This window comes from Amycolatopsis sp. NPDC049159 (assembly GCF_040648295.1).
Taxonomy (GTDB): domain Bacteria; phylum Actinomycetota; class Actinomycetes; order Mycobacteriales; family Pseudonocardiaceae; genus Amycolatopsis; species Amycolatopsis pretoriensis_A.
On the sequence record NZ_JBEZDL010000012.1, the window covers coordinates 158,897 to 181,025 of the forward strand.

21 protein-coding genes are annotated in these 22,129 nt (G+C 71.4%); 7 read left to right on the forward strand and 14 right to left on the reverse strand.

Going from position 1 to position 22,129, the window contains the following annotated elements; all coding sequences use genetic code 11:
* Window positions 1–6: 6 nt before the first annotated feature.
* On the reverse strand, window positions 7–1,413 hold the full coding sequence (locus AB0B33_RS23215; protein ID WP_360775146.1) for a class I SAM-dependent methyltransferase: 1,407 nt from the start codon (window positions 1,411–1,413) through the stop codon (window positions 7–9).
* Window positions 1,414–1,479: 66 nt separating this feature from the next.
* On the opposite strand from AB0B33_RS23215, the gene AB0B33_RS23220 reads away from it, so the two are divergent.
* Window positions 1,480–2,796, forward strand: coding sequence for a hypothetical protein (locus AB0B33_RS23220; RefSeq protein ID WP_360775149.1), 1,317 nt, complete (start codon window positions 1,480–1,482; stop codon window positions 2,794–2,796).
* A 124-nt stretch (window positions 2,797–2,920) separates the two neighbouring features.
* Window positions 2,921–4,159 (forward strand): DUF1707 domain-containing protein, encoded by a 1,239-nt coding sequence (locus AB0B33_RS23225; protein ID WP_360775152.1) that lies wholly within the window; start codon window positions 2,921–2,923, stop codon window positions 4,157–4,159.
* A 155-nt stretch (window positions 4,160–4,314) separates the two neighbouring features.
* On the opposite strand, the gene AB0B33_RS23230 is transcribed toward AB0B33_RS23225, so the two are convergent.
* The 3 genes from AB0B33_RS23230 to AB0B33_RS23240 all read right to left on the reverse strand — a co-directional run bounded on the left by AB0B33_RS23230 (window position 4,315) and on the right by AB0B33_RS23240 (window position 6,996).
* Entirely contained in the window at window positions 4,315–4,983 is a 669-nt protein-coding gene (locus AB0B33_RS23230; RefSeq protein ID WP_360775155.1) for a response regulator transcription factor, read from the reverse strand.
* Entirely contained in the window at window positions 4,980–6,086 is a 1,107-nt protein-coding gene (locus AB0B33_RS23235) for a sensor histidine kinase (RefSeq protein WP_360775158.1), read from the reverse strand. Before AB0B33_RS23235 ends, AB0B33_RS23230 begins: the two co-directional genes overlap by 4 nt.
* A 76-nt stretch (window positions 6,087–6,162) precedes the next feature.
* Entirely contained in the window at window positions 6,163–6,996 is an 834-nt protein-coding gene (locus AB0B33_RS23240; RefSeq protein ID WP_360775160.1) for a helix-turn-helix transcriptional regulator, read from the reverse strand.
* Between the two features lie 101 nt (window positions 6,997–7,097).
* Between AB0B33_RS23240 and AB0B33_RS23245 the strand changes: the two genes are divergently transcribed.
* Genes AB0B33_RS23245 through AB0B33_RS23255 form a run of 3 tightly spaced genes read left to right on the forward strand, consistent with a single transcriptional unit; the run spans window position 7,098 to window position 9,967 of the window.
* The gene (locus AB0B33_RS23245) at window positions 7,098–8,522 is read left to right on the forward strand and encodes an MFS transporter (protein WP_360775162.1); all 1,425 of its coding nucleotides are present in this window, start codon (window positions 7,098–7,100) and stop codon (window positions 8,520–8,522) included.
* A gap of 52 nt (window positions 8,523–8,574) precedes the next feature.
* Complete coding sequence (locus AB0B33_RS23250; protein ID WP_247016054.1) at window positions 8,575–9,099, forward strand: sigma-70 family RNA polymerase sigma factor; 525 nt, start codon at window positions 8,575–8,577, stop codon at window positions 9,097–9,099.
* A complete protein-coding gene (locus AB0B33_RS23255) occupies window positions 9,092–9,967 on the forward strand; it encodes a VOC family protein (RefSeq protein ID WP_360775165.1) in 876 nt (291 codons plus the stop codon). Before AB0B33_RS23250 ends, AB0B33_RS23255 begins: the two co-directional genes overlap by 8 nt.
* Window positions 9,968–10,159: 192 nt before the next feature.
* Here the strand turns inward: AB0B33_RS23255 and AB0B33_RS23260 are convergent, their stop codons facing one another.
* The 3 genes from AB0B33_RS23260 to AB0B33_RS23270 all read right to left on the reverse strand — a co-directional run bounded on the left by AB0B33_RS23260 (window position 10,160) and on the right by AB0B33_RS23270 (window position 13,770).
* Window positions 10,160–11,926 (reverse strand): gamma-glutamyltransferase, encoded by a 1,767-nt coding sequence (locus tag AB0B33_RS23260; RefSeq protein WP_360775168.1) that lies wholly within the window; start codon window positions 11,924–11,926, stop codon window positions 10,160–10,162.
* A gap of 28 nt (window positions 11,927–11,954) precedes the next feature.
* Window positions 11,955–12,347, reverse strand: a complete 393-nt coding sequence (locus AB0B33_RS23265) for a VOC family protein (RefSeq protein ID WP_360775171.1) — start codon at window positions 12,345–12,347, stop codon at window positions 11,955–11,957.
* 118 nt (window positions 12,348–12,465) lie between these two features.
* Window positions 12,466–13,770: a UDP-glucose/GDP-mannose dehydrogenase family protein gene (locus AB0B33_RS23270; protein ID WP_360775173.1), complete on the reverse strand. Its 1,305-nt coding sequence runs from the start codon at window positions 13,768–13,770 to the stop codon at window positions 12,466–12,468.
* Window positions 13,771–13,915: 145 nt separating this feature from the next.
* On the opposite strand from AB0B33_RS23270, the gene AB0B33_RS23275 reads away from it, so the two are divergent.
* Window positions 13,916–14,674 carry an SDR family NAD(P)-dependent oxidoreductase gene (locus tag AB0B33_RS23275; protein ID WP_247016064.1) on the forward strand — a complete coding sequence of 253 codons (759 nt, stop codon included), beginning with the start codon at window positions 13,916–13,918 and terminating at the stop codon, window positions 14,672–14,674.
* An 86-nt stretch (window positions 14,675–14,760) separates the two neighbouring features.
* On the opposite strand, the gene AB0B33_RS23280 is transcribed toward AB0B33_RS23275, so the two are convergent.
* From AB0B33_RS23280 to AB0B33_RS23290, 3 genes are all read right to left on the reverse strand, one after another.
* A complete protein-coding gene (locus tag AB0B33_RS23280) occupies window positions 14,761–15,414 on the reverse strand; it encodes a class I SAM-dependent methyltransferase (protein ID WP_360775177.1) in 654 nt (217 codons plus the stop codon).
* Between the two features lie 129 nt (window positions 15,415–15,543).
* Complete coding sequence (locus AB0B33_RS23285; protein WP_360775180.1) at window positions 15,544–16,176, reverse strand: PadR family transcriptional regulator; 633 nt, start codon at window positions 16,174–16,176, stop codon at window positions 15,544–15,546.
* A gap of 82 nt (window positions 16,177–16,258) precedes the next feature.
* Complete coding sequence (locus tag AB0B33_RS23290) at window positions 16,259–17,899, reverse strand: TM0106 family RecB-like putative nuclease (protein WP_360775182.1); 1,641 nt, start codon at window positions 17,897–17,899, stop codon at window positions 16,259–16,261.
* 91 nt (window positions 17,900–17,990) lie between these two features.
* On the opposite strand from AB0B33_RS23290, the gene AB0B33_RS23295 reads away from it, so the two are divergent.
* A complete protein-coding gene (locus tag AB0B33_RS23295) occupies window positions 17,991–18,452 on the forward strand; it encodes a DUF6474 family protein (protein WP_360775185.1) in 462 nt (153 codons plus the stop codon).
* 73 nt (window positions 18,453–18,525) lie between these two features.
* Here the strand turns inward: AB0B33_RS23295 and AB0B33_RS23300 are convergent, their stop codons facing one another.
* From AB0B33_RS23300 to AB0B33_RS23315, 4 genes are read right to left on the reverse strand one after another with little or no spacing between them, the layout of a single operon-like run.
* The gene (locus AB0B33_RS23300; protein ID WP_360775188.1) at window positions 18,526–19,494 is read right to left on the reverse strand and encodes a glycine betaine ABC transporter substrate-binding protein; all 969 of its coding nucleotides are present in this window, start codon (window positions 19,492–19,494) and stop codon (window positions 18,526–18,528) included.
* Complete coding sequence (locus AB0B33_RS23305; protein ID WP_360775191.1) at window positions 19,491–20,270, reverse strand: ABC transporter permease; 780 nt, start codon at window positions 20,268–20,270, stop codon at window positions 19,491–19,493. Before AB0B33_RS23305 ends, AB0B33_RS23300 begins: the two co-directional genes overlap by 4 nt.
* The gene (locus tag AB0B33_RS23310) at window positions 20,267–21,433 is read right to left on the reverse strand and encodes an ATP-binding cassette domain-containing protein (protein ID WP_360775194.1); all 1,167 of its coding nucleotides are present in this window, start codon (window positions 21,431–21,433) and stop codon (window positions 20,267–20,269) included. Before AB0B33_RS23310 ends, AB0B33_RS23305 begins: the two co-directional genes overlap by 4 nt.
* Window positions 21,426–22,073 (reverse strand): ABC transporter permease, encoded by a 648-nt coding sequence (locus AB0B33_RS23315; protein ID WP_247016080.1) that lies wholly within the window; start codon window positions 22,071–22,073, stop codon window positions 21,426–21,428. Before AB0B33_RS23315 ends, AB0B33_RS23310 begins: the two co-directional genes overlap by 8 nt.
* Between the last annotated feature and the right edge of the window lie 56 nt (window positions 22,074–22,129).

Consider the following 22,129-nt stretch of genomic DNA (forward strand, 5'->3'; position numbering starts at 1 on the left):
GGCAGATTAGCGGAGGCTCAGTCCGACCAGGACGTACGCCAGTGTGCGGCGGTCCGAGCCCAGCCCGGCCGTGATCGACCAGTCCGCGTCGAGCGAGAGCCGCACCTGCCGGTGGGCGTCGAGCCGGACCGGCAGCACCTGCTCGGTCAGCCCCGCGCCGACGTCGGCCTTGGCGACCGGGACGCCGTCCACGGACACCGTGACGCTGCCGTGCTCGGTGGCGTCGTCCGGGAGGTACGTCTTGAGCTCGAGCGCCTCGACCCCGGCCGTGGTCAGCACCGGGAACTCGATCGACGGCGCCGCCCAGTCGTCGTGGGCGACGCCGTTCATCCGCCCGGTCACGACGCCCGCGCCGGTCACCAGCCGTTCGCCGTTGGTGCCGCCGGGCCGGAACGAGACGCGGCCCGCCGGGTCGACCACGCGGGTGTCGCGCACCGACCGCTCCGGCGTCCGGTTGCCGTGCACGCGCAACGGCTGCGGCGTCGGGTGGAACAGCGCGGTCAGCCGCGTGCCGGTGACGAGCCCGAGGTCGAGCAGGCTGTCGTCGAGCACGCCGATCTCGTCGATCAGGGCGACGTGCGCGGCGTTGTCCATGGCGAAGTTGTGGCCGTAGATGCGGTCGACGAACGGGTCGATCACGTTGCCGTAGGGCAGGAACAGGCTCGGGTGCAGGTGGTCGAGCAGCACCGGCAGGACGTCCTGGGCGCGGATGCCTTCGAAACCGTCGGCGGCGCAGTCGACGTCCTCGAACCGCTCGTCGATCCGCCCGGTCAGCGAGTTGTGCCGCAGCTCCGGCGGCAGCGTCGCCCAGATCCGGTCGACGACCTCGTGCGCCTCGGGCCACCGGCGGTGCCCGTTGCGGCCGATCATGTCGTGCACGACGAGGACGCCGTCCGCGGTGAGGCTGTGCTTGATCTGGCCGTAGAGGTGTTCGAGGTCCAGCACGTGGTGCAGCGCCTGGAACCCGACGACGACGTCGTGCTCGGCGTCGGCGCGCCAGGTGTTGAAGTCGGCGGTGATCAGCTCGACGCGGTCGGCCACGCCCTGCTCGCGGGCCGAGGCCTCGGCCCGCGCCTGCATCTCGGGGTTCAGCTCCAGCAGCCGCAGCCGGACGTTGTCCAGGCCTTCGGCGGCGAGGCCGCGCAGCCAGCCGAGCTCCTGGTCGCCGTTGCCGCTGCCCAGCGACAGCACGACCGCGTCCCGCGAGAGCTGCCGCGCGCGCTCGGCGATCTGCCCGACGATCAGCTCGTCGAGGCCCGGTACGCCGAGCGCTTCGAGCTTCGGGCGCACGTGCCGGTTGGACCACCGGTGCGCCGACGGCGGCAGGTTGCCGTGGATCTCCTCCTGGCCGGCGAAGGTCTCACGTTCCCTGGCCAGCCGCGCCTCGTAGCCCGGCCCTCGGCCACCGTTCATCGCACGTCCCTCCGAGATCACCGATTCCGGAACCGCCCGGTACCGGCCCGGCGCTAGGATACGGCCGTGTCGTCCCGTCCTCCGTCGCAGTTGCCCACCCAGCCGGCGCTGCCGAGGACCCCGGAGTCGTTCCTCCCCAAGGAGCACAACCTCTACCGGCCCCGGCACAGCAAGCGCCAGCGCACCGCACTGGCCTGCGCGGCCTTCTTCTTCGTCACGCCGCTGTTCCTGTCCGCGGTCGGCGTGCGGCCGTCCGCGTTCGAGAACCGGCCGCTGCGCGACTTCCCGAGCCTGTCCGACGGCTTCGGGTTCTTCACCGGCCTGTCCGGCTGGGCGACCGACCACCTGCCGCTGCGGCAGGCCGGGGTGCAGGCCGCCGACGCGATCGGCACCGGCGTCTTCGGGGACCCGCCCGGGTCCGGCCAGGGCACCAGCCACGACGGCGGCACCGTCGGCGTCGACCAGGGGCAGCCGAACACCGGCGACGTCCCGGGGTACGTCTACCCGACCGTGCTCCCGGGCAAGGACGGCTGGCTCTACCTCGGCGAGGACGTCAACGCGCGGTGCCGCCCGGTGATGGACACCGACCACGTCGTCGCGGCCCTGCGGAAGCTGCGCGGCGTCGTCGAGCGGTCGGGGCGGAAGTTCGAGCTGGTCATCGCGCCGGACAAGTACAGCGAAGAGCCGTCGCACCTGCCCGACACCTACGTCGGCAAGCCGTGCGCGCAGGCGCGGACCGCCGAGTTCTGGAACCGCGTGCCGCGCGAGGCCGGCGCGATCGACCTGCGGCCGGCGCTCGCCGACGCCGAAAAGCGCGTCGGGCACTCGCTGTACGACCGCAACGACACGCACTGGTCGTTCGACGGCGGCCTGGTGATGACGTACGCGCTGGGCTCGGCCCTCCAGCCCGGCAGCACGGCGAACTGGCAGGCGGCGCCGACCGGCGTCCGGCCGTGGCCCGCCGACCTGGCCCGGGTGCTCGGCAAGAACGAACAGCGCTCGCTGACGACGTACAGCCTGTCCACCGACGGCGGCGCCGACCGGACCCGCTACATCGCCAGCGACTTCAAGACCCCGCTGCACCTGAGCCAGCCGGACGGCGCCAAGCCGAAGGGTTCGATAGCTCCGAACACGGCGGTGGTCGCCGACTCGTTCACCCAGTTCGCCAGCCCGTTCCTGGCCGCGACCTGCCAGGACGTCACCATCGTGCACGCCGAGACGGTGGCGCAGAGCACGGCGCAGGAGATGGCGGGCCTGTTCACCGACCGCGACATCGTGACCTTCGAACTGGTCGAGCGGAGCGTCATCGGCGGGTCGTCGGCGCTGCTGCGCGACCAGACGATCGACCTGCTCGGGCAGGTGCTCGCGGCGCACCCGCGCTGACCTCCGCCACGCCGAGGTAACGACGGGGTGGTGGGCGACGAACAGGTGAGCACACCCGTGCACAATGACTCCGTGCGAACCCTCAGTTCGCACTCGCAGGCGACATACCCAAGGGGGTACCGGGGTGACCTGGCAGGAAGAGCTGCGCAGGCTTGACGAGGAGCTCGCGGCGGGCAACCTGACGGCCGACGAATACCGGGCGCGGCGGGACCGGGTCCTGTCCATGGCCGTGTCGACCGGCGAGAGCCAGTCGGCGGCCTCCGCGCAGCCCGTCCAGCCCGCGCAGGCGCAACCGGCCGGCAACGCCGCCGAGACCCAGATCATCCCGCCGGTGTCCCCGCCCCAGCCGCAGTCGCAGGAGAACTCCGCCGAAGCGACGCAGGTCGTCTCCGCGGCCGACGCCGGCGGTGGCGAGCGGACCCAGGTCGTCCCGCAGTGGCAGCAACAGCAGCACCCGCACTCGCCGTCGGGCGGGTTCCCGCAGCAGCAGCCGCCCCCGCAGTACGGCCAGCCCTCCCCCGCCGGCGGGTTCGCCCAGCCGATGCAGCAGCAGAACCCGTGGGGCGCGCAGCAGCAGGACGTCAGCCCGCCGTGGGGCGGTTCGGAGTTCCCGCCGCTGGCGCCGTCCACCAACGCCGACTGGATCAGCCAGGGCCCGGAGAGCTTCCAGACCCAGCCGTCGTCCGGCAAGGGCAAGAAGATCGCGTTCGCCGTGGTCGCGGTGCTCGTGGTGGCCGGGCTCGGCTTCGGCGTCTGGGCGCTGTTCATCAAGGACGGCGGCGGCCAGAACCCGCCGGTCGCGCAGAGCTCGAGCCTGCAGCAGCCGCCGCCCGCGCCGACCGTGAAGCCGCTCCCGGAGCCGCCCGCGGCCAAGCCGGAGCCGGCCGACAACTCCGCCTCCCTGGTCACCCCGGCGGGCACGACCCGCGCCGGCGGTGGCGAGTTCGACCTCGACAAGCTGCAGTCGGCCAAGTACCTGCCGACGACGGTCATCGAGAAGCTCAAGCAGAGCGGCATGACCGAAGGCCTGCTCAAGACGACCAAGGACGGCGACGTCACGCTGGGCCTGTTCGCGCTGGAGCTGCCGAACGCGCAGGCCGCCTCCGCGGTGGCGGCCGAGTACGGCAACGCGGAGCAGGAAGGCGGCCTGACCGTCAACCGCAACCTGTCGCTGCACGGCGTCCAGGTGTACTCGGCGGCGGACACGAACCAGCAGGTCTACCGCGCGGTCTACGTGCTCTACAACCGCGTGATCATCATCGACTCGTTCGGCCCGTCCAAGGACGCGACGCTCAGCTCGTTCAAGACGCTGCTGACCGCGCAGGTCCAGAAGGCGCCGCCGACGGAGCGCACCAACAACTGACCCGAACGGGTGAGTTCGGCCGTGTCGGTGAACGCCGTCCCCCTCCCGGACGCCTCTTGAGCAGAGAGTCGGCCGGGAGAGGAGGCGCCGCATGATCTGGATCTGCTTGGTCGCGGTCCTCGCCGTGGTGTTCCTGGTGCGGACCGTGCGGGCGGTCAGGCGGGGCGACGCGGGCTGACCAGCCCGGATTCGTAGGCCAGCACCACCAGCTGGGCCCGGTCGCGCGCGCCGATCTTCGTCATGATGCGGCTGACGTGGGTGCGCGCCGTGGCCGTCGAGATCACCAGGTGGGCGGCGATTTCGTCGTTCGACATGCCACCCGCGACGAGCGCGAGGACCTCGCGTTCGCGGTCGGTGATCTCGCGGACGGCGCTGGTGTCGATGCGCCGGTTCTCGGGGCGCCCGACGAACTCCTGGATCAGCCGGCGCGTGACGGTCGGCGCCAGCAGCGCCTCCCCGCTCACGACGACCCGAAGCGCGCGCAGCAGCTCGACCGGCTCGGTGTCCTTCAGCAGGAACCCGCTCGCGCCCGCGCGCAGGGCTTCGTAGACGTACTCGTCGACGTCGAACGTGGTCAGGACCAGCACCTTCGTCCCGGCGAGCTCGGGGTTCGCGGTGATCCGGCGGGTCGCTTCGAGGCCGTCGACGCCGGGCATCCGGACGTCCATCACGACGATGTCCGGCTTGTGCTCGAGCGCACCGGCCACCGCCTGATCGCCGTCGCCCGCCTCGCCGCACACCTCGAAGCCGTCCTCGGTCTCCAGCAGCACGCGGAACCCGGCGCGGACCAGGACCTGGTCGTCGGCCAGCAGGACGCGGATCATGCTTCCCCCTCGATCGGCAGCTCGACGCACACTTCGAAACCGCCGTCGACCGGCCCGGCGGTGCACCGGCCACCGAGCGCGGCGGCGCGTTCGCTCATCCCCCGCAGGCCGTGGCCCGGCGTCGGCCGGGCGGTACCGCGGCCGTCGTCGCGCACCCCCAGCGTGAAGGTCCCCGGCTGCCGTTCGAACCGGACGGCCACGCGTTCCGGCCGGTCGGCGTGCCGGACGACGTTGGTCAGCGACTCCTGGAGGATCCGGTACGCGGCCGCGTCCACCGGCGCCGGGAGGTCGCCGGGCTCGCCGTGGACCTCGACCGCCAGCCCGGCGTCGCGGGCGTGTTCGAGCAGTTCGCCGGCCTGGGCGAGGCTCGGAGCGGGGGCCTTGTCCTCGCCGGAGCGCAGCACGGCCAGGGTGGCCCGCAGGTCCTTGAGCGCGGACGCGCTGGCGGCCTTGATGTTCAGCAGCGCCTCCTTCGCCTGCTCGGGGCGCCGGTCGGCGACGTGCGCGGCGACGCCCGCCTGGACGTTGATCATGGCGAGGCTGTGCGCGACGACGTCGTGGACCTCGCGGGCGATGCGCAGCCGCTCCTGCTCGGCGAGCCGGTGACGGTGCTCGTCGGCCTGCGCGCGGCGGGCGGCGAGCGCGTCGAACTGGTACCGCACGGCGGTGCCGACGCCGATCACCGCGACCAGCCAGACGACGAGGAACCCGGCGCCGAACGCCGGCGCGAACGACCCCGACGTCACGATGTGGACCAGGTAGAGCACGGTCAGCGCGGCGGACCCGGTGATCCCGGCGGTCAGCGGCCCGCGCTGCCGGGTGAGCAGGAAGAGCGCGACGGTCGGGACGAGGATGACCGGCCCGCCGGGCAGCCCGGAGGCGTAGTAGCCGAACGCCGACGCCGTGGTGACCAGGAAGATCGTCAGCGGGAAGCGGTGGACGAGCAGCAGCGTCAGCCCGGTGGCGGCGAGCCACGCGGCCGCGAGCGGGGTCATCGGCGGCGAGCCGGGCTGCCAGCGCGACGCACCGCTGGTCGCCCCGAGCACGAACCCGGTGACGACGACGGTGCGCACCACGCGCCCCACCCACGGCTGCCATCTCATGCCGCGAAAGCTACCGGTCGCGCGGCCGCGGCGCGTCCGTCCCGGAGCGGCTCCCGGCGTACGCCGTACGCCGTAGTCAGCCGAGCATGAGCGGCAGCTTGGCCGCGGTCTCCTCGTCGGCCGGGGTGTAGGTCGACACCGTGATCTCCGAGCGACGGCCGTAGTGGAGGTAGGTGAAGTTGAACCGCAGCAGCCCGACGTCCGGGTGCAGGTACCGCTTCGTGCGGATCGGCTCCGAGTTGACGTCGTGGTGCGGCCAGAGCTCGGCGAACAGCGGCGACTCCGCCTTGAGCCGCTTGACCAGCTGCTTCCACGCGGGCTCGGCGACGTGGTCGGCCATCGCCGCGCGGAAGGAGGCGATCACGCGCGGGATGTTCGTCTCCCAGTCCAGCATCCGGGCCCGCCACTCGGGGTTGAGCAGGCACTGCACCAGGGTGTTGCGGTCGGCGAACGGGATCGCGTCGACGTCGCCCATCAGCCAGGTGTAGCCGCGGTTGTAGGCGAGCAGGTCGCAGCGCGCGTTGCGGACGGCGACCGGGTACGGCTCGAGCTTTTCGAGCATCAGCTCCATGGCGGGCGTGATGACCTGGCAGTCCTTCTCGCCTTCGGGCTCGGGCGCGCCGGCCAGGCGGAAGAGGTGGGTGTGCTCGTGCGGGTCGAGCCGCAGCGTGCGGGCGATCGCCTGCAGCACCTGCTCGGACGCGTTGATGTCGCGGCCCTGCTCCAGCCACGTGTACCAGGTGACCCCGACGCCGGCGAGCTGCGCGACCTCTTCGCGGCGCAGCCCCGGCGTCCGGCGGCGGCCCAGAAGCGGGAGGCCGACCTGTTCGGGCGTGATGCGCTCGCGCCGGCTGCGCAGGAACCTCGCCAGCTCCTGGCGGCGCAGTTCGGATTCGACGGCGGTGGTCATGGTGCCAGGATGACACGCCTTCGAAACTGGTACCAGGTAGTGGTGGTACCCGGATAAACAACAACTGGTACCAGTTTAAATCGGGGCCGATCGTAGTACCCATGACCACGACTGAACTCGCGCCGAGTACCACCGGCGCTCCCGCCCGGCCTGGGTTGACCCCCGCCGGCCTGGTCACGGTGCTGCTGGGGGCGGCACTGCCGATCATCGACTTCTTCATCGTCAACGTCGCGCTGCCGACGATCGATGCCGACCTGCACGCGTCCACCGCGACCCTGGAACTGGTGGTCGCCGCCTACGGCATCGCCTACGCGGTGCTGCTGGTGGTCGGCGGGCGCCTCGGCGACTCGTTCGGCAGGCGGCGGCTGTTCTTCTGGGGCCTCTGGCTGTTCACCCTGACGTCCCTGGCCTGCGGGATCGCCCCGACGGCGACCACGCTGGTGATCGCCCGCGCCGCGCAGGGGGCGGCGTCGGCGTTGCTGCTGCCGCAGGTGCTCTCGATCATCCAGGCGACGACGTCCGGCGAAGAGCGTTCGCGCGCGCTGGGTCTGTACGGCGCCACCGGCGGTCTCTCGACGGTCGTCGGCCAGCTGCTCGGCGGCGGCCTGGTGGCCGCGGACCTGTTCGGCACCGGCTGGCGGCCGATCTTCCTGGTGAACGTGCCCATCGGCCTGCTGGTGCTGGTGCTGGCCCGCCGCCTGCCGGAGAGCCGCGCGCACAACCCGCTGGGCGTCGACCGGGCCGGCACGCTGCTGCTGGCCGCGACGCTGCTGTCGTTGCTGGTCCCGCTGATGGAAGGCCGGGCGCTGGGCTGGCCGGTGTGGACGATCGTGCTGCTGGCCCTGTTCCCGTTCTCGGCCGCGGCGCTGGTCCACGTGGAACGACGCCTGGAGCGCACCGGCGGCACCCCGCTGCTCCCGCCGTCGGTGCTGCGCCTGCCGAGCGTCCGGCGCGGGCTGATGGTGGCGATCCCGTTCTTCGGCGCGTTCGGCTCGTTCATGTTCGTCTACGCGATGACGCTGCAGGAGGGCCTGCACTTCGGCCCGCTGGGCGCGGGTCTCGCGCTGACGCCGCTGGCGGTCGCGTACTTCACGGTGTCGATGCTGAGCAGCCGGCTGGTGGCCCGCTACGGGCCGCGGGTCGTCCCGATCGGCGGCGCGATCACGGCGGTCGGCATGGTGACGCTGCTGTGCACGACGCTGGCGCAGTGGCCGCACCTGACCGTGCTCGACCTGGCGCCGTCGATGGTGGCGATCGGGGTCGGCAACGCCCTCGCCATGACGACGTTGTTCCGGATCGTCCTGTCGCACGTGCCGACCGACCTGGCCGGCGTGGGCAGCGGCGTGATGACGACGAACCAGCAGACGTCGCTGGCGCTGGGGGTGGCGACGCTGGGCAGTTTGTACGCGGCCCTCGCCGGCTCGCTGGGCAGCCGTGACGCGTTCGCGCTGGTCATCGGCCTGATCGCGGTGCTGGCGGCGATCGTCGCGATCACCGGGCGCCGGCTGCCGGACCCGCGCGCGTAGAAATCCCGGATTCACCCGTCGGAAAAGCGGCCCGCCGGACGACTATGGGGGTGTGACGGAACCTCGGGTACGACCGGACCCGGCCTTCGCGCTGCTCGGCCTCTACGAGACCGCGCTGCCGGAGGTCTACGGGTACCTGCTGTCCCGCTGCGGCGACCGCACGCTCGCCGAGGAACTGACGTCCGAGACGTTCCTCGGGGCGGTCGCCGCCTGTCGCAAGGAGTACGCACCGCCAGTGAGCACCGGGTGGCTGATCGGCGTCGCCCGGCACAAGCTCGCCGACCACTGGCGGCGCCGGGAACGCGAGGAACGCGGCTTGCGGCTCGTGCACGACAGCGAGCCGGCCGTCGAAGACCCGTGGGACGAGCAGCTCGACGCCCTGCGCGCGAGACAGGTGCTCGACTCGCTCGGCCCGCACCACCGGGCCGCGCTGACCCTCCGGTACGTCGACGGCCTCGGGGTGCCCGAGGTCGCCGGCCACCTGGGCCGGAGCGTGCACGCCACCGAGGCGTTGCTCGTGCGCGCCCGCGCCGCGTTCCGGCGTGCCTACGAAGAGAAGGAGGGTCGCGATGCCTGAGCCGTTCGACGCGCTCCGCCGTCCCTCCGCACGGGTCGAACCCGACCCGGACTTCGCCGCCGAGCTGCGCGACAACCTGCGTCGCTCGATCTTGAACGGAGCCGATGTGACCACCACTTCCGAAGCGCCGGCCACCACCGCCGCACTGCGCTCACTCACGCCGTACCTGGCCGTTTCCGACGCGCGCGCCGCCCTCGACTTCTACGTCGAGGTGTTCGGCGCGGTCCGCCGCGGCGAGCCGATCCTGATGGACGACGGCCGCATCGGCCACGCCGAGCTGGCCATCGGCGACGCGGTGCTGATGCTGGCCGAGGAGTACCCCGAGATCGGGCACGTCGCGCCGCGGGAGGGGGGCGCGTCGGTGCGGGTCGAGGTGCCGGACCCGGACGTGTCGGTGGCGCGGGCGCTGGAGCGCGGGGCGACGCTGATCCGCGCGGTGAGCGACTCGCCGTACGGGCGGGGTGGCTCGTTCCGCGACCCGTTCGGCCAGCGCTGGCTGGTCTCGCAGGCGGTTGCTTCGGCTTCGCCCGCGCCGGGCTCGGCCATGTACTTCACGTTCCAGGTGCCGGAAGCCGAGCCCGCGAAGTCGTTCTACGGCGCGGTGCTGGGCTGGCAGTTCACGCCGGGCTCGGTCTCGGACGCTTGGGGCTTCTCGGGGCCGGGCCTCGAGGGCGGGTTGTGGGCCGGCGACCGGCAGGTGGGGTGGAAGCTGATGTACGCGGTGGACGACCTCGCGGCGGCTCTCACGCGGGTGCGCGAGAGCGGCGGTCAGGCGGGCGAGGTGGAGAACCACCCGTACGGGACGACGGCGGACTGCACCGACAACCAGGGCATCGAGTTCTGGCTGTGGGAGAAGCCCGGGAAGTGAGCGACCTCGCCGCGCACAAGATCATCGCGACGGCCGGCGGGACCGAAGTGGCCGGGTCCGTGCGGCCGATGCACCTGGCCGCGAGCTGGATCTGCGAGCTGTGGCAGGGCGACACCACGCCGTTGGAGTCCGCACGCTGCTCGCGGAAGGCGGGGGCTGGGGCTCGCTCACCCTTTGAGCGACTGCGACCACCTACCGGCCTGCGGCGTAGCCCTGCATGCCGCGGGCGTTGGCCGCCGCGCGGAGAAGGCCGTCGGTGCGGGAGACCGCCGAGAGGCGGCCGAGGGCCCAGGCTCCCGCGTCCAGCACCTCGTGGCCGCGGTCGCGCAATCCGTCCAAAGTGGACGTGCCCAGGCGGGACTCCACCACCAGCTCGCGGGGGTTCCAGGAGCGGGGGTAGAACGAGCTCGGGAAGGCCGTCGTGTGCCAGGCCGGTGCGTCGATCGACTCCTGGAGGTTCAGGCCGCCGTAGACGTGGGCCAGCCAGAAGCACAGCTGCCACTGGTCCTGCTGGTCGCCGCCCGGGGTGCCGAAGGCCAGGGTCGGGACGCCGTCGCGGAGGGCCAGGGACGGCGAAAGCGTGATGCGGGGGCGTTTGCGCGGGGCCAGCGAGTTCGGCAAGCCCTGTTCCAGCCAGAACATCTGGCCGCGGGAGTCCAGGCAGAAGCCCAGTGACGGGATCGCCGGGCTCGACTGCAGCCAGCCGCCCGAGGGGGTCAGCGAGACCAGGTTGCCGGCCGCGTCGACGACGTCGAGGTGGACCGTGTCGCCGCGGGTCCGGCCCTGGGGACCGACCGTCGGCTCGCCCGTCGCGCCGCCTTCGGACTGCACACCCCGCAGCGAGTCGAGGATCGCCGGGAGCCGGGCCGGGCCGCGAGCGTCTCCCGGGCGAAGCGAGGCGGACGCCGTGTCGGTGATCAACGCGCGCCGGGCATCGGTGTACGACGCCGAAAGCAGCACGTCGAGGGGGACGTCCGTGTCGCCGTACCACGCCTCGCGGTCGGCGAAGGCCAGCTTCGCCGCTTCGGTCGCCAGGTGGACCGTGCGCTCCGACGCGACTCCGTCCACAAAGGACAGCTCGTCGCGGAAGCCGTGCAGCAGCAGCGCTTGCTGGAGCAGCGCCGGACCCTGTGTCCAGCCGCCCATCTTGACCAGGCGACGGTCGCCGATGTCCACGAACGCCGGATCCTCGTACGTCGCCGACCACGAAGCCAGGTCGTCGCCGGTCAGCAGGCCCGCGTGGTCGCGGCCGGAGTCGTCGCGGAAGGCTCGGCGGCTGAACGCGTCGATCGCTTCGGCGACGAAACCCTGTGACCAGGCACGGCGTCCCGCGTCGATCTGCGCTTCGCGGCCCGAGACGGCTTCCGCTTCCCGCAGCAGCCGCTCCCAGGTGTCCGCCAGTGCCGGGTTCCGGTGCAGGCCCGCGGCCGGCTTGCCGTCCGGCAGCCACAGCTCCGCCGACGTCGGCCAGTGCTCGGTGAACAGGCGGGACACCGCGCCGATCGTGTCGGTGACCCGCGAAACCAGCGGGACGCCGTTGCGGGCGTAGCCGATCGCGTACGACAGCACCGCGCGAAGCGGCTTCGTGCCGTAGTCGCGAAGGAGCAGGAGCCAGCCGTCCCAGGCGCCCGGGACGGTCGCCGGGAGCAGGCCGCTGCCCGGGATCAGGTCCAGTCCGAGCGAAGCGAAATGCTCGGGCGTGGCCCCCGCGGGCGACGGGCCTTGGCCGGCCAGCGCCCGCGGGGTCGGGTCGTCCGCTGTCACGAAGAGGCCGGGCACCTGGCCCGCCGGGCCGCACAGGTGCGGCTCGGCGACCTGCAGGACGAACCCGGCCGCGACCGCCGCGTCGAACGCGTTGCCGCCGTCTTCCAGCACCGCCATCCCGGTGGCCGAAGCCAGCCAGTGCGTCGATGCCACCATCCCGAAGGTGCCGGCCAGCTCCGGCCGCGTCGTGAACATGCTCCCGATAGTACGCAACGCTAACGAATTACCAAGCCGACGGACACTTCCGCTCCGGCTCGTACGGCTGCGTGATGATCTCCATCCCGTTGCCGCCGGGATCGAGGAAGTACACGCCACGGCCGCCGTGGTTGTGGTTGATTTCGCCGACCTGCTTCCCCATCGGGTCGGCGTGGTAGGTCACGCCGGTCTCGACGAGCCGCGCGAAGACGGCGTCGAAGTCGTCCTCCGGGATCAGGAAGCAGTAGTGCTGCAGGCGAAGATCTTCTTCGGGGATGCTCGCGAAGTCCAGGCGGACCCCGTTGCGGGTCTCGACCGGGACGAACGGACCCCATTCCTCCCCGACTTCGAGGCCGAGCAGGTTCGCCAGGAATTCGGCGGATTCCCGGTTGTTCCGGGACGGGACGATCAAATGGTTCAACTCAACGGAAACTGACACGGTGAAATGCCTCCACGGGCACTCCCGCCACCTCCATGCCTCACCCAGCCGGTGACCGACACGCGATGCCGTGTCGATCACCCTAGCCAAGAGCGGGAAGTCAGGAAACCTTGATTCGCGCGGCGGCCCGCGGCCGCCCGACGCCCTGCCAGGCCAGCCCGGCGGCCACGAGCACCCGCGGGTCGAGCAGGTTGCGCGTGTCGACGACGTCGATGCCGTCCATGAGCTCGGCCATCGCGGCCCAGTCGAGGTGCTTGAACTCGGCCCACTCGGTCAGCACGACGACGACGTCCGCGTCCTTCGCGACCTGGTAGGCGTCGTCGACGACGGTCACCCCGTCGATCCCGCCGTCGATCGCCGGGTCGTAGGCGATCAGCTCCGCGCCGAGCGCGCCCAGCACCGACGCCACGGCGAGCGCGGGCGAGTCGCGCAGGTCGTTGGTCCCCGCCTTGAACGCCAGGCCGAGCACGCCGATCCGGGCGCCGGCCAGCGTGCCGCCGACCGCGCCGGCGATCTTCGCGACGATCCGGTCGCGCTGGGCGATGTTCTCGTCGATGGCCGAGGTCAGCATCTTGAAGTCGTAGTTCACCGACTCGGCCACCTTGACCAGCGCGCTGGTGTCCTTCGGCAGGCACGAGCCACCCCAGCCCGGGCCCGGCTTGAGGAACGTGCGGCCGATCCGCCGGTCGTAGCCCATGCCCTCGGTGACCAGCGTGATGTCCGCGCCCAGGCGTTCGCACAGCTCGGCGATCGAGTTGACGTAGGACAGCTTCAGCGCGAGGTAGCAGTTCGCGGCGTACTTCACGAGCTCCGCGCTCGCCGCGTCGGCGACGACGAGCGGCGCGTCCAGGTCGGCGTACAGCTCGCCGACCCAGCGGGCGGCCGCGAGGTCGGCGGACCCGACGACGATCCGGTCCGGGCCGAGGAAGTCCGCGACCGCGGTGCCCTCGCGGAGGAACTCGGGGTTCGACACCACCGGGACGTCGGCGCGGCCGAGCATCGCCTGGATCCGCTCCGACGTGCCGACCGGGACGGTCGACTTGGTGACCAGCGCGCACCCGGCGGGCAGGACGTCGCCGATCTCGGTGGTCACCGCCTCGACCGCGCGCAGGTCCGCGGAGCCGCCGGCCCCCATCGGCGTCGGCACGCAGAGGAACACCGCCTCCGCGGTGCGGACCGCTTCCCGCGCGCCGACGACGAACTGGAGCCGCCCGGCGGCGATGCCGCGGGTGACCAGGTCGGTGAGCCCGGGTTCGAGGATGTCGACGCGGCCCGCGCTCAGCCGGGACACCTTCGCGCGATCGACGTCAACGCAGGTGACGTAATGCCCCAGGCCGGCCAGGCACGCCCCCGTGGTCAAGCCGACGTAACCGGTACCTACCACCACGATCCGAGCTGGCGTCATGGTGCTGAAGGTGACAGCCGGAGTTGACCACGACGCTAACGGAAACAGTCGGCCCCGAGAGCGGTGAGCGAAGACACGAACCACGTCGATGCGAACGAGCGTTAACCTGGGTCCGCGAACCGGAGCAGCGAAGGGAACGGCACAGATGCAGATCACGGACACCGCGGCGCTCGTCACGGGTGGTGCGTCGGGCCTCGGCGGAGCCACGGCGAAGGCCCTCGCGGCCAAGGGCGCGAAGGTGTTCGCGCTCGACCTGGCGCAGTCGATCGAGAAGGCCGAGCAGGTCGACGGCATCACCTACGTCGAGGCCGACGTCACCGACGTCGAGCAGGTCGAGGCGGCCGTCGCGACGGCTTCGGGGGCCGGCGTGCCGCTGCGGACCGTGGTGAACTGCGCCGGCATCGGGCCGTCCGCGCGGATCCTGTCCAAGAAGGGCCGCCACGACCTCGCGCTGTACGCGAAGGTCATCCAGATCAACCTGATCGGGACGTTCAACGTCCTGACGGTCGCTTCCGAAGCCATCGCGAAGACCGAGCCGCTCGCGGACGACGCCCGCGGCGTCATCATCAACACCGCGTCCATCGCCGCGTTCGACGGCCAGATCGGGCAGGTCGCCTACTCGTCGTCCAAGGGCGGTGTCGTGGGGATGACCCTGCCGGCCGCGCGCGACCTGGCCTCGCACGGCATCCGCGTGCTGACCATCGCGCCGGGCATCGTCGACACCCCGATGCTGGCCACGGTCAGCGACGAGTTCCGCGCGGCGCTCGCGTCCGGCATCCCGTTCCCGAAGCGCCTCGCGCGGCCGGACGAGTACGCGCAGCTCGCGCTCTCGCTGATCGACCACGACTACCTGAACGGCGAGGTCGTCCGCATGGACGGCTCACTGCGCATGGCCCCCCGCTGACCCCGAGGGCGGCACTTTCCTAGGGAAAGTGCCGCCTCCAGGTGGCCCGAAGCGGAACTTTCCTAGGGAAAGTTCCGTCTTGGCCGTCAGCGGGTGAGGCGGACCTCCAGGCCGATGCCGTCCGCGGTGACCGAGCAGCCGCCGAAAGCGCTCTCCGCGGCCAGCGCCTCGAACTGCTCCCGGGTGAACGCCCGGCGCCGCAGCCACCCGAGCGTCTGTCGGACGGTGAAGCCGTTGACCACGCCGACGTTCATCGACGCGACCTCGCGGCCGATGTCCGCGCCGGTGGCCTCGTGGTTGAGGTCCTGGATCACCGCGTGCCCGCCCGGGCGCAGCACCCGGTGCATCTCGTTCAACGCCGCCACCGGCTGCCGGAAGTTCTTGAACGCGGCCTGGCAGACCACGAAGTCGAACGACCCCGCGTCGAACGGCGCGTGCGTGATGTCGCCCTGGCGGAAGTCGATCTCCAGGCCCGCGCCGTTTTCCCGGGCGATCTCGACCATCGTGTGGCTGATGTCGAGCCCGGTGACGCGGAAGCCGCGCTTCGCCACTTCGATGGCGAAGAAGCCCGGCCCGGGCGCCACCTCCAGGACCTCGGCACCTTCCGGCAGCCCGGACGTGACCTCGGCTGCCTGCTTCCGGTACTGCCTGAGCTGGGCTTCCGTGCCGCGGTTCTTGGCGTACCAGCGGGCCTGGAAGCCCTCCATCTCGGGCACTTTGTGCTTGCGGGTCGTTTCCATGTCATCCCCTTCGGTGAAGCCGAACCGAAGAGCCGCCCGGTTATCCTCTTGGTGCCACCTCGGGGCCGGGCGTGCTCGGTTCGGGGTCGAGGACCCCGGGCGGTGTGCCAGCACCTCCCGGGGTCCGTGCTATCTCTCTTCCACGAACTCCCCGAAGTCGCCGGGGAGTTCGCCGGTCTCGTACCAGCGCCGCCACGCGTCCGTGCCGGGCACGGCGCCGCTGGTCAGTTCGTCGAGGAAGCCGCGCACCCAGCGTGCTTCGGCTTCCACCATCGCCAGGTCGTACTCGACTTCCACCAGGAACAGCCGCGGCATCAGGGCGCCCAGCTGCGCCAGGGACGTGCGCTGCGCCTCGGCGCGTTCCTCGAGGGCCTGTGCCCGCTGCCGCAGCAGCGCCGCGGTCTGGTCCGGGCCGAGCACGCCCAGCATCGACAGCCCGGCCTTGAACCGCGGCGGTTCCCGGTCGACGGTGCCGACGAGCTCGCGCACCCAGTCCTCGAACTCCTCGCGCCCGGCCGGGGTGATCCGGTAGACGGTCCGCTCGGGCCGTCCGCCGTCCTTCACGCTCTCGACGGCCTCGAGGAAGCCGTGCTTGTCCAGGTTCGCGACGACGGTGTAGAGCGAGCCCCACTTGATCGGCAGGTCGCTGTCCTTGCCGCGGTGCTTGAGCACGACGGCCATCTCGTACGGGTGCTTGGGCCCGTCGAGCAGCACGGACAGCACGGCCAGCCCGAGCAGGTTGCCGACCTTCCGCCGCTTCATCCCGACTCCTCGTCTACGAGTACTCGTAGACGAGTATCCACGCGGACGCGTCAGCGGGCAAGTGTCTTGGTGAGTGAACCACTCAGAGGTCGAACATGTACGGGACTTCGGCCTGGGCCCGCTCGCTGATCCACTCGCGCAGCGCCCGCGTCGCGAGGACGTCGTCCTCGTTGTAGCGCAGCAGCCGCTCGCGCTGCTCGTCGTCCGGCTTCTCGCCGTCCATGCCCACGGCGTCGCGGTACCAGCGCATCGACGCCTCGCCGCCCGCCTCGGGGTCGCGCCACGAGAACCCGGCCACCGGCGCGATCACCTTGAGCCCCTTGCCGTGGGAGCACAGGAACTGGTCGGTGACGCTGCGGAAGAGGTCGACCCACTCCTCGGAATCCACAAAGGACTGAATGGTCTTCTTCGCCGGGATCCCGGGGTGGTCGCCGAAGCGCTCGACGGACCCGAAGAGCCAGCGGTTCTCGGCGAGCGCGTTGTAGCAGTAGGCGCGAAAGGTCAGCCCGGCCGCTTCGGTGCGCTCGCGGACGTCGGTCAGCCACGCCCAGAACTCGGCGAACGAGCGGGCTTCGTCGTCGGTCGGCAGCGGGTCCCACGTCGCGAAGGCGCGGTAGCCCTGCGGCACGCCGATGTCGGCCCCGGTCAGCAGGCAGCCCCAGAGGTACGCGCCGGCGTCGCCGAAGCTCTCCATGTCGACGTCGACCTCGACGTCGCCGCGCGGCACGCCGACCGCCTCGACGCGGCGCACCAGCGTCAGGTCGGCCAGCCAGGCGCGCGCGAGCACGACCGCGTCCGGGAAGGCGACGCCCGTCCAGTTCACCGCCGGCGGCTCGCCCGCCGGGTCGAGCGCGGCCAGTTTGTCCACAGTGGACACACCGGCGCGGCGCAGCTCGACCGCGTCCTCGCCGCGGACGACGAGGCTGACGTCCCGGGTCTCGGTGAGCACCACCTCGCACGTCGGCCACCACGGGCAGCGGCGGCACTCCAGCACGCGCGACGGCTCGGCCAGCGGCTCCTCGCCGTTCGCGGCCGCGGTGGCGATGGCGAGCCGGTCGGCGAACCGGACCTGGTACTCGGTCAGCGCGCTGCGGCCGCCAGGCCAGGTGCCCGCGGTGAGGTCGTGCCAGACGACGACGTCGGCGTCGAGGCCGATCACGCCGCCGGTGGTGAGGCTCTCGTCGGCCTGCCCGAGCGTCTGCAGCATGCGGCGGATGTGCACCAGCCGGAGCTGGTCGCGCGGCTGCGAGCGGACCTTGCGGGCTTCGTCGGCCTTGCGGTGCGCGGGGTCGAGGTCGGTCAGCTCGGTGACGACCGCGCCGGCGCCGCGGTCGGTGATGCGGTGGCGCACGACGAGCACGGGGACGTACCCGCGGCCGGTGCGCACGAGCAGGTCGATGCCGCCGCGGCGGTGCCCGGCCGGGTCGACCGGCAGCAGCGCGCCCCAGATGTAGGAGGCTTCGGCGGCGAAGGCCTGCTCGGTGCGCTCGACGCGCTCGTGGGCGGGCAGGTCGCGGTCGATCTTCACCCAGTGACCGGGGTTGGCGGCCATCAGCCTGCTGACGATGTCCTCGCGGTGCGCGCTCGCGTCGTCGATCCGCTGCTGCGCCGTCGGGTCCGGCGGGGAAAGCGGTACCTCGCGCATCGCCGGGTCGTGCTCGAGGTGCACACGCCGGCGGCAGCGGCTGACCGCGCCCGCGTCGAGTACCACCTCACCCTGCATGGAGATCACTCTAGTTTCCCACCGCCGAGCCGACATGCCCGCCACGGGCAAGCCCAGTAAGTTCGACCTCGACACGTCGCAGGGAGGTGCCATGGCGCGCAAAGCCAAGGTCGAGGGTGAAGCCAGGTTCACCCCCAAGAAGGCGAAGAACGCGGTCGCGGTGGCGAAGGTGCTCGGCCCGGTCGTGATCCCGGTGGTCGCGCCGTTCGCGCTGCGCGCGGCGGGCTCCGCCCGGGAGCTGTACGACCGCTACCAGGCACGCAAGCTCGGCGTCTCGGTCGACAAGCTGGGCGAGTACACCGGCCGCGGCGCGGCCCTGCACGCCCGCATCGCCGGCATCGCCGAGGGCTGCCGGGATCTGCAGAAGTCCGGGAAGGCTTCGGACGCGGACCAGGAGTTCGCGAAGGACGCGCTGAGCACGCTGGAGCAGCTGTCGGCCTCGGTCCGCGCCGCGGAGCGGATGCCGGCGGCGCGGCGCAAGTCCGTGCACCGCGCGGTGGCCGGCGAGCTGGAGCGGCTGGAAGGCCAGCTGCTGCACCGCCTCGGGCTCTGACACGAACACCGGGGCCGCACTTTCACGTGAAAGTGCGGCCCCGGTGCGTAGCTTTCCCGTGAAAGCTACGGTGCTACTTCACGAAGCCCTTCTTGACCATCCAGTCGTGGGCGACCTTGCCCGCGTCCTGGCCGTCGACGTCGACCTGCTTGCACAGCTCGACCATCTGCTCGTTGGTCAGGGCCGCGCCGACCTTCTCCAGCGGGCCGCGGACGTCCGGGTGCTGCTTCAGCCACTCCGTGCGCAGCGTCGGGACCGCGTTGTACTGCGGGAACGCCTTCTTGTCGTCTTCGAGCACCCGCAGGTTCAGCCCCGAGATGCGGCCGTCGGTGGTGAACACCTCGCCGACCGGGCAGGTGCCGCTCGCGACCGCCGAGTAGATCGTGCCGATGCCGAAGTTCTCGATCTTCGAGTTCTGGAAGCCGTAGGCCTTCACCGCGGCCGGGAAGCCGTCCTGGCGGCTGGTGAACTCGGTCTCCAGGCAGAACCGGTTCTGATCCGGGTTCTGCTTGAGGAACGCCGCCAGGTCCGACGTCGTCTTCAGGTTGTTCTTCGCGCCGTACTCCTCGGTGACGGCGAACGCGTACTGGTCGTTGAGCGGCGAATAGTTCAGCCACGTGACGCCGAACTTCTCTTCGTCCGCCTTGGCCGTCGCGTCGTACTGGGCCTTCTCGCCGCCGGGTACCGGGAGCTCGTTGCCCTGGTAGTTGATCCAGCCGGTGCCGGTGTACTCCCAGGTCACGTCGGTCTGCCCGGACAGCAGCGCCTGCCGCGACGAGTTGGACCCCTTGATGTCCGACAGGTCGACGACCTCCGCGCCCGCCGCCGACAGCGCCATCTCCGACATGTACGCCAGGATGATGTTCTCGGTGAAGTCCTTGGACCCCACCGTCACCTTCAGCCCCTGCAGCGACGGGATCGGCTGGATCGTGCCCGGCTGGATGTCGTAGGGCACCGCCTGGTTGACCGTCAGCCCGCACGCCGAGAGCGTCGCACCCAGCACCGCCACGCCGAAGAGCGCTTTCCATCGCCGGAGTTTCATCGCAGCCCCTTCGGTCCGAAGAACTGTTCGGCGACCGCGCCCAGCCAGTCCACCAGCAGCGCCAGCGCGACGGCGAGCACCGAACCGGTGACCAGCACCGACGTCAGGTTCAGCTTGTAGCCGGTGTCGATCAGGAGCCCGAACCCGCCGGCGTTGACGAACATGCCGAACGTCGCCGTGCCGACCGCCAGGACGAGCGCGGTGCGCAGGCCCGCCAGGATCAGCGGGACGGCCAGCGGCAGTTCGACCCGCCACAGCACCGCGGTCGCCGACATCCCGATGCCGCGCCCGGCGTCGATCAGCGCCGGGTCGACCTGCTGGATGCCGACCATCGTGTTCCGCAGCACCGGCAGCAGCGAGTAGAAGGCCAGCGGCAGCGCCGCCACCCACAGCCCGCCGACCGCGCCGGTGACGATGAACCACAGCACCAGCACGCCGAGCGCGGGCGCGGCCTGCCCGATGTTCGCGATGGCCAGGAAGACCGGCGCGAGGAAGCGGGCCCACGGCCGCGTCACGATCACGCCGAGCGGCACCGCGACCAGCACGACGATCGCGGTCACCACGATCGTCATCAGCAGGTGGTCCCACAACGCCGTGAACAGCGAAGACGCGTTGAGCGTCTCCTTCTCGGTCGCCGTCAGCCCGCTGGAGAACACCGAGACCAGCGTGACGGCGACGATCACCAGCACCGCGACGGGCTGGGCGAACAGCCGGACGCGTTCCGCGCGTTTCGAACCGGACTCGGTGCTGAAACCGGTGTCGACGGCAGCCGTCATGCGGACACCTCTTCACCGTTCGTGTGCTCGTCCCGCAGCTGCTGGATGGTCGCGATCACGGTGTCCAGCTGGATGGTGCCCGCGTACTCGCCGCGCGCGCCGGTCACCGGCACCGAACCGCCTTCGGCGAGCATCGCCTCCAGCGCGTCCTGCAGCGTCGACTGCAGGCTCACGATGTCGCGCAGCGGCTTGCCGGCGTTGGCCAGCGACGCGCCCGCGGTCAGGTCGCGGACGTGCACCCAGCGCGTCGGGCGGCGGCGCCCGTCCAGGACCAGCGCGAAGTGCTTGCGCTGGTCTTCGAGCTTCTTGCGGAGCTCGCTCGGGTCTTCGTCGACGCCGGCCGTCAGCGCGTCCTGCGCCAGCTCGACGTCCCGGACCCGCAGCAGCGTCAGCTGCTTCAGCGAGGCGCCCGCGCCGACGAAGCCGGCGACCGTGTCGTTCGCCGGGTTGGCCAGGATCGCCTCGGGGGTGTCGTACTGCATGATCGACGACTGGTTGCCGAGCACCGCGATCTTGTCGCCAAGCTTCACGGCCTCGTCGAAGTCGTGCGTGACGAACACGATCGTCTTCTTCAGCTCGCTCTGCAGCCGCAGCAGCTCGTCCTGCAGGTTGCCGCGGGTGATCGGGTCGACCGCGCCGAACGGCTCGTCCATCAGCAGCACCGGCGGGTCCGCGGCGAGCGCCCGCGCGACGCCGACGCGCTGCTGCTGCCCGCCGGAGAGCTGGCGCGGGAAGCGGTCGCGGAAGTCGGCCGGGTCGAGCCCGACCAGGTCCATCATCTCTTCGACCCGGTCGTTGACCTTCTTCTTGTCCCAGCCGAGCAGGCCGGGCACCACGCCGATGTTCTGCGAGACGGTGAAGTGCGGGAACAGGCCGGCCTGCTGGATCGCGTAGCCGATCCGGCGGCGCAGGGTGTCGACGTCGAGGCCGAGCGCGTCCTCGCCGCCGATGGTGATCTTGCCCGACGTCGGCTGGACGAGCCGGTTGATCATCCGCATCGTCGTCGTCTTGCCGCAGCCGGACGGGCCGACGAAGACCACGATCTTGCCCGCGGGCACGACCATCGAGAAGTCGTCGACCGCCGCTTCGCGGGTGCCGGGGTACCGCTTCGTCACGTGCTCCAGCTCGATCTCGACGCCGGAGACTTCCTCGTTCTCAGCCACGGACACCCCTAGAAATGGTGAAGCGCTTGATCAGGACGTAGACGCCGTCGAGCAGCAGGGCGAGGATGACCACGCCGACCGTGCCCGTGACGGCTTGGTTCAGGGAGTTGGTGCTCCCCGCGTTCGTGAGCCCGGAGAAGACCTCGGCGCCGAAGCCGGGGCCCTTCGCGTAGGCGGCGATCACCGCGATGCCCATCAGCATCTGCGTCGCCACCCGCATGCCCGTGAGGATCGCCGGCCACGCCAGCCGCAGCTCGACCCGGGTGAGCACGCCGAAGCGGCTCATCCCGATCCCGCGCGCGGCGTCGGTGATGGCCGGGTCGACACCGTCGAGCCCGACGATGGTGTTCCGGACGATCGGCAGGAGGCCGTAGAGCACCAGCGCGATCACGGCCGTCGTCGGACCGAGCCCGGAAATCGGGATCAGCAGGCCCAGGAGGGCGAACGACGGGACCGTCAAGATCGTGCTCGCCAGCGCCGTGGCCACCGCCGAACCGATCGGGCTGCGGTAGACCGCGATCCCGATCAGCACGCCGAGGACCGCGGCGAGGATCGTGCACTGCACGACCATGCTCGTGTGCAGGTAGGCCTCCAGCCAGAGCTTGCTCGCCCGGTCGGAGATGTAGTCGAAGAGGTTCATCCGTGTCCGCTCTCCCGCCCTTCACGCCGGCCTTCACCCGAACGGGCTAGTTGCTG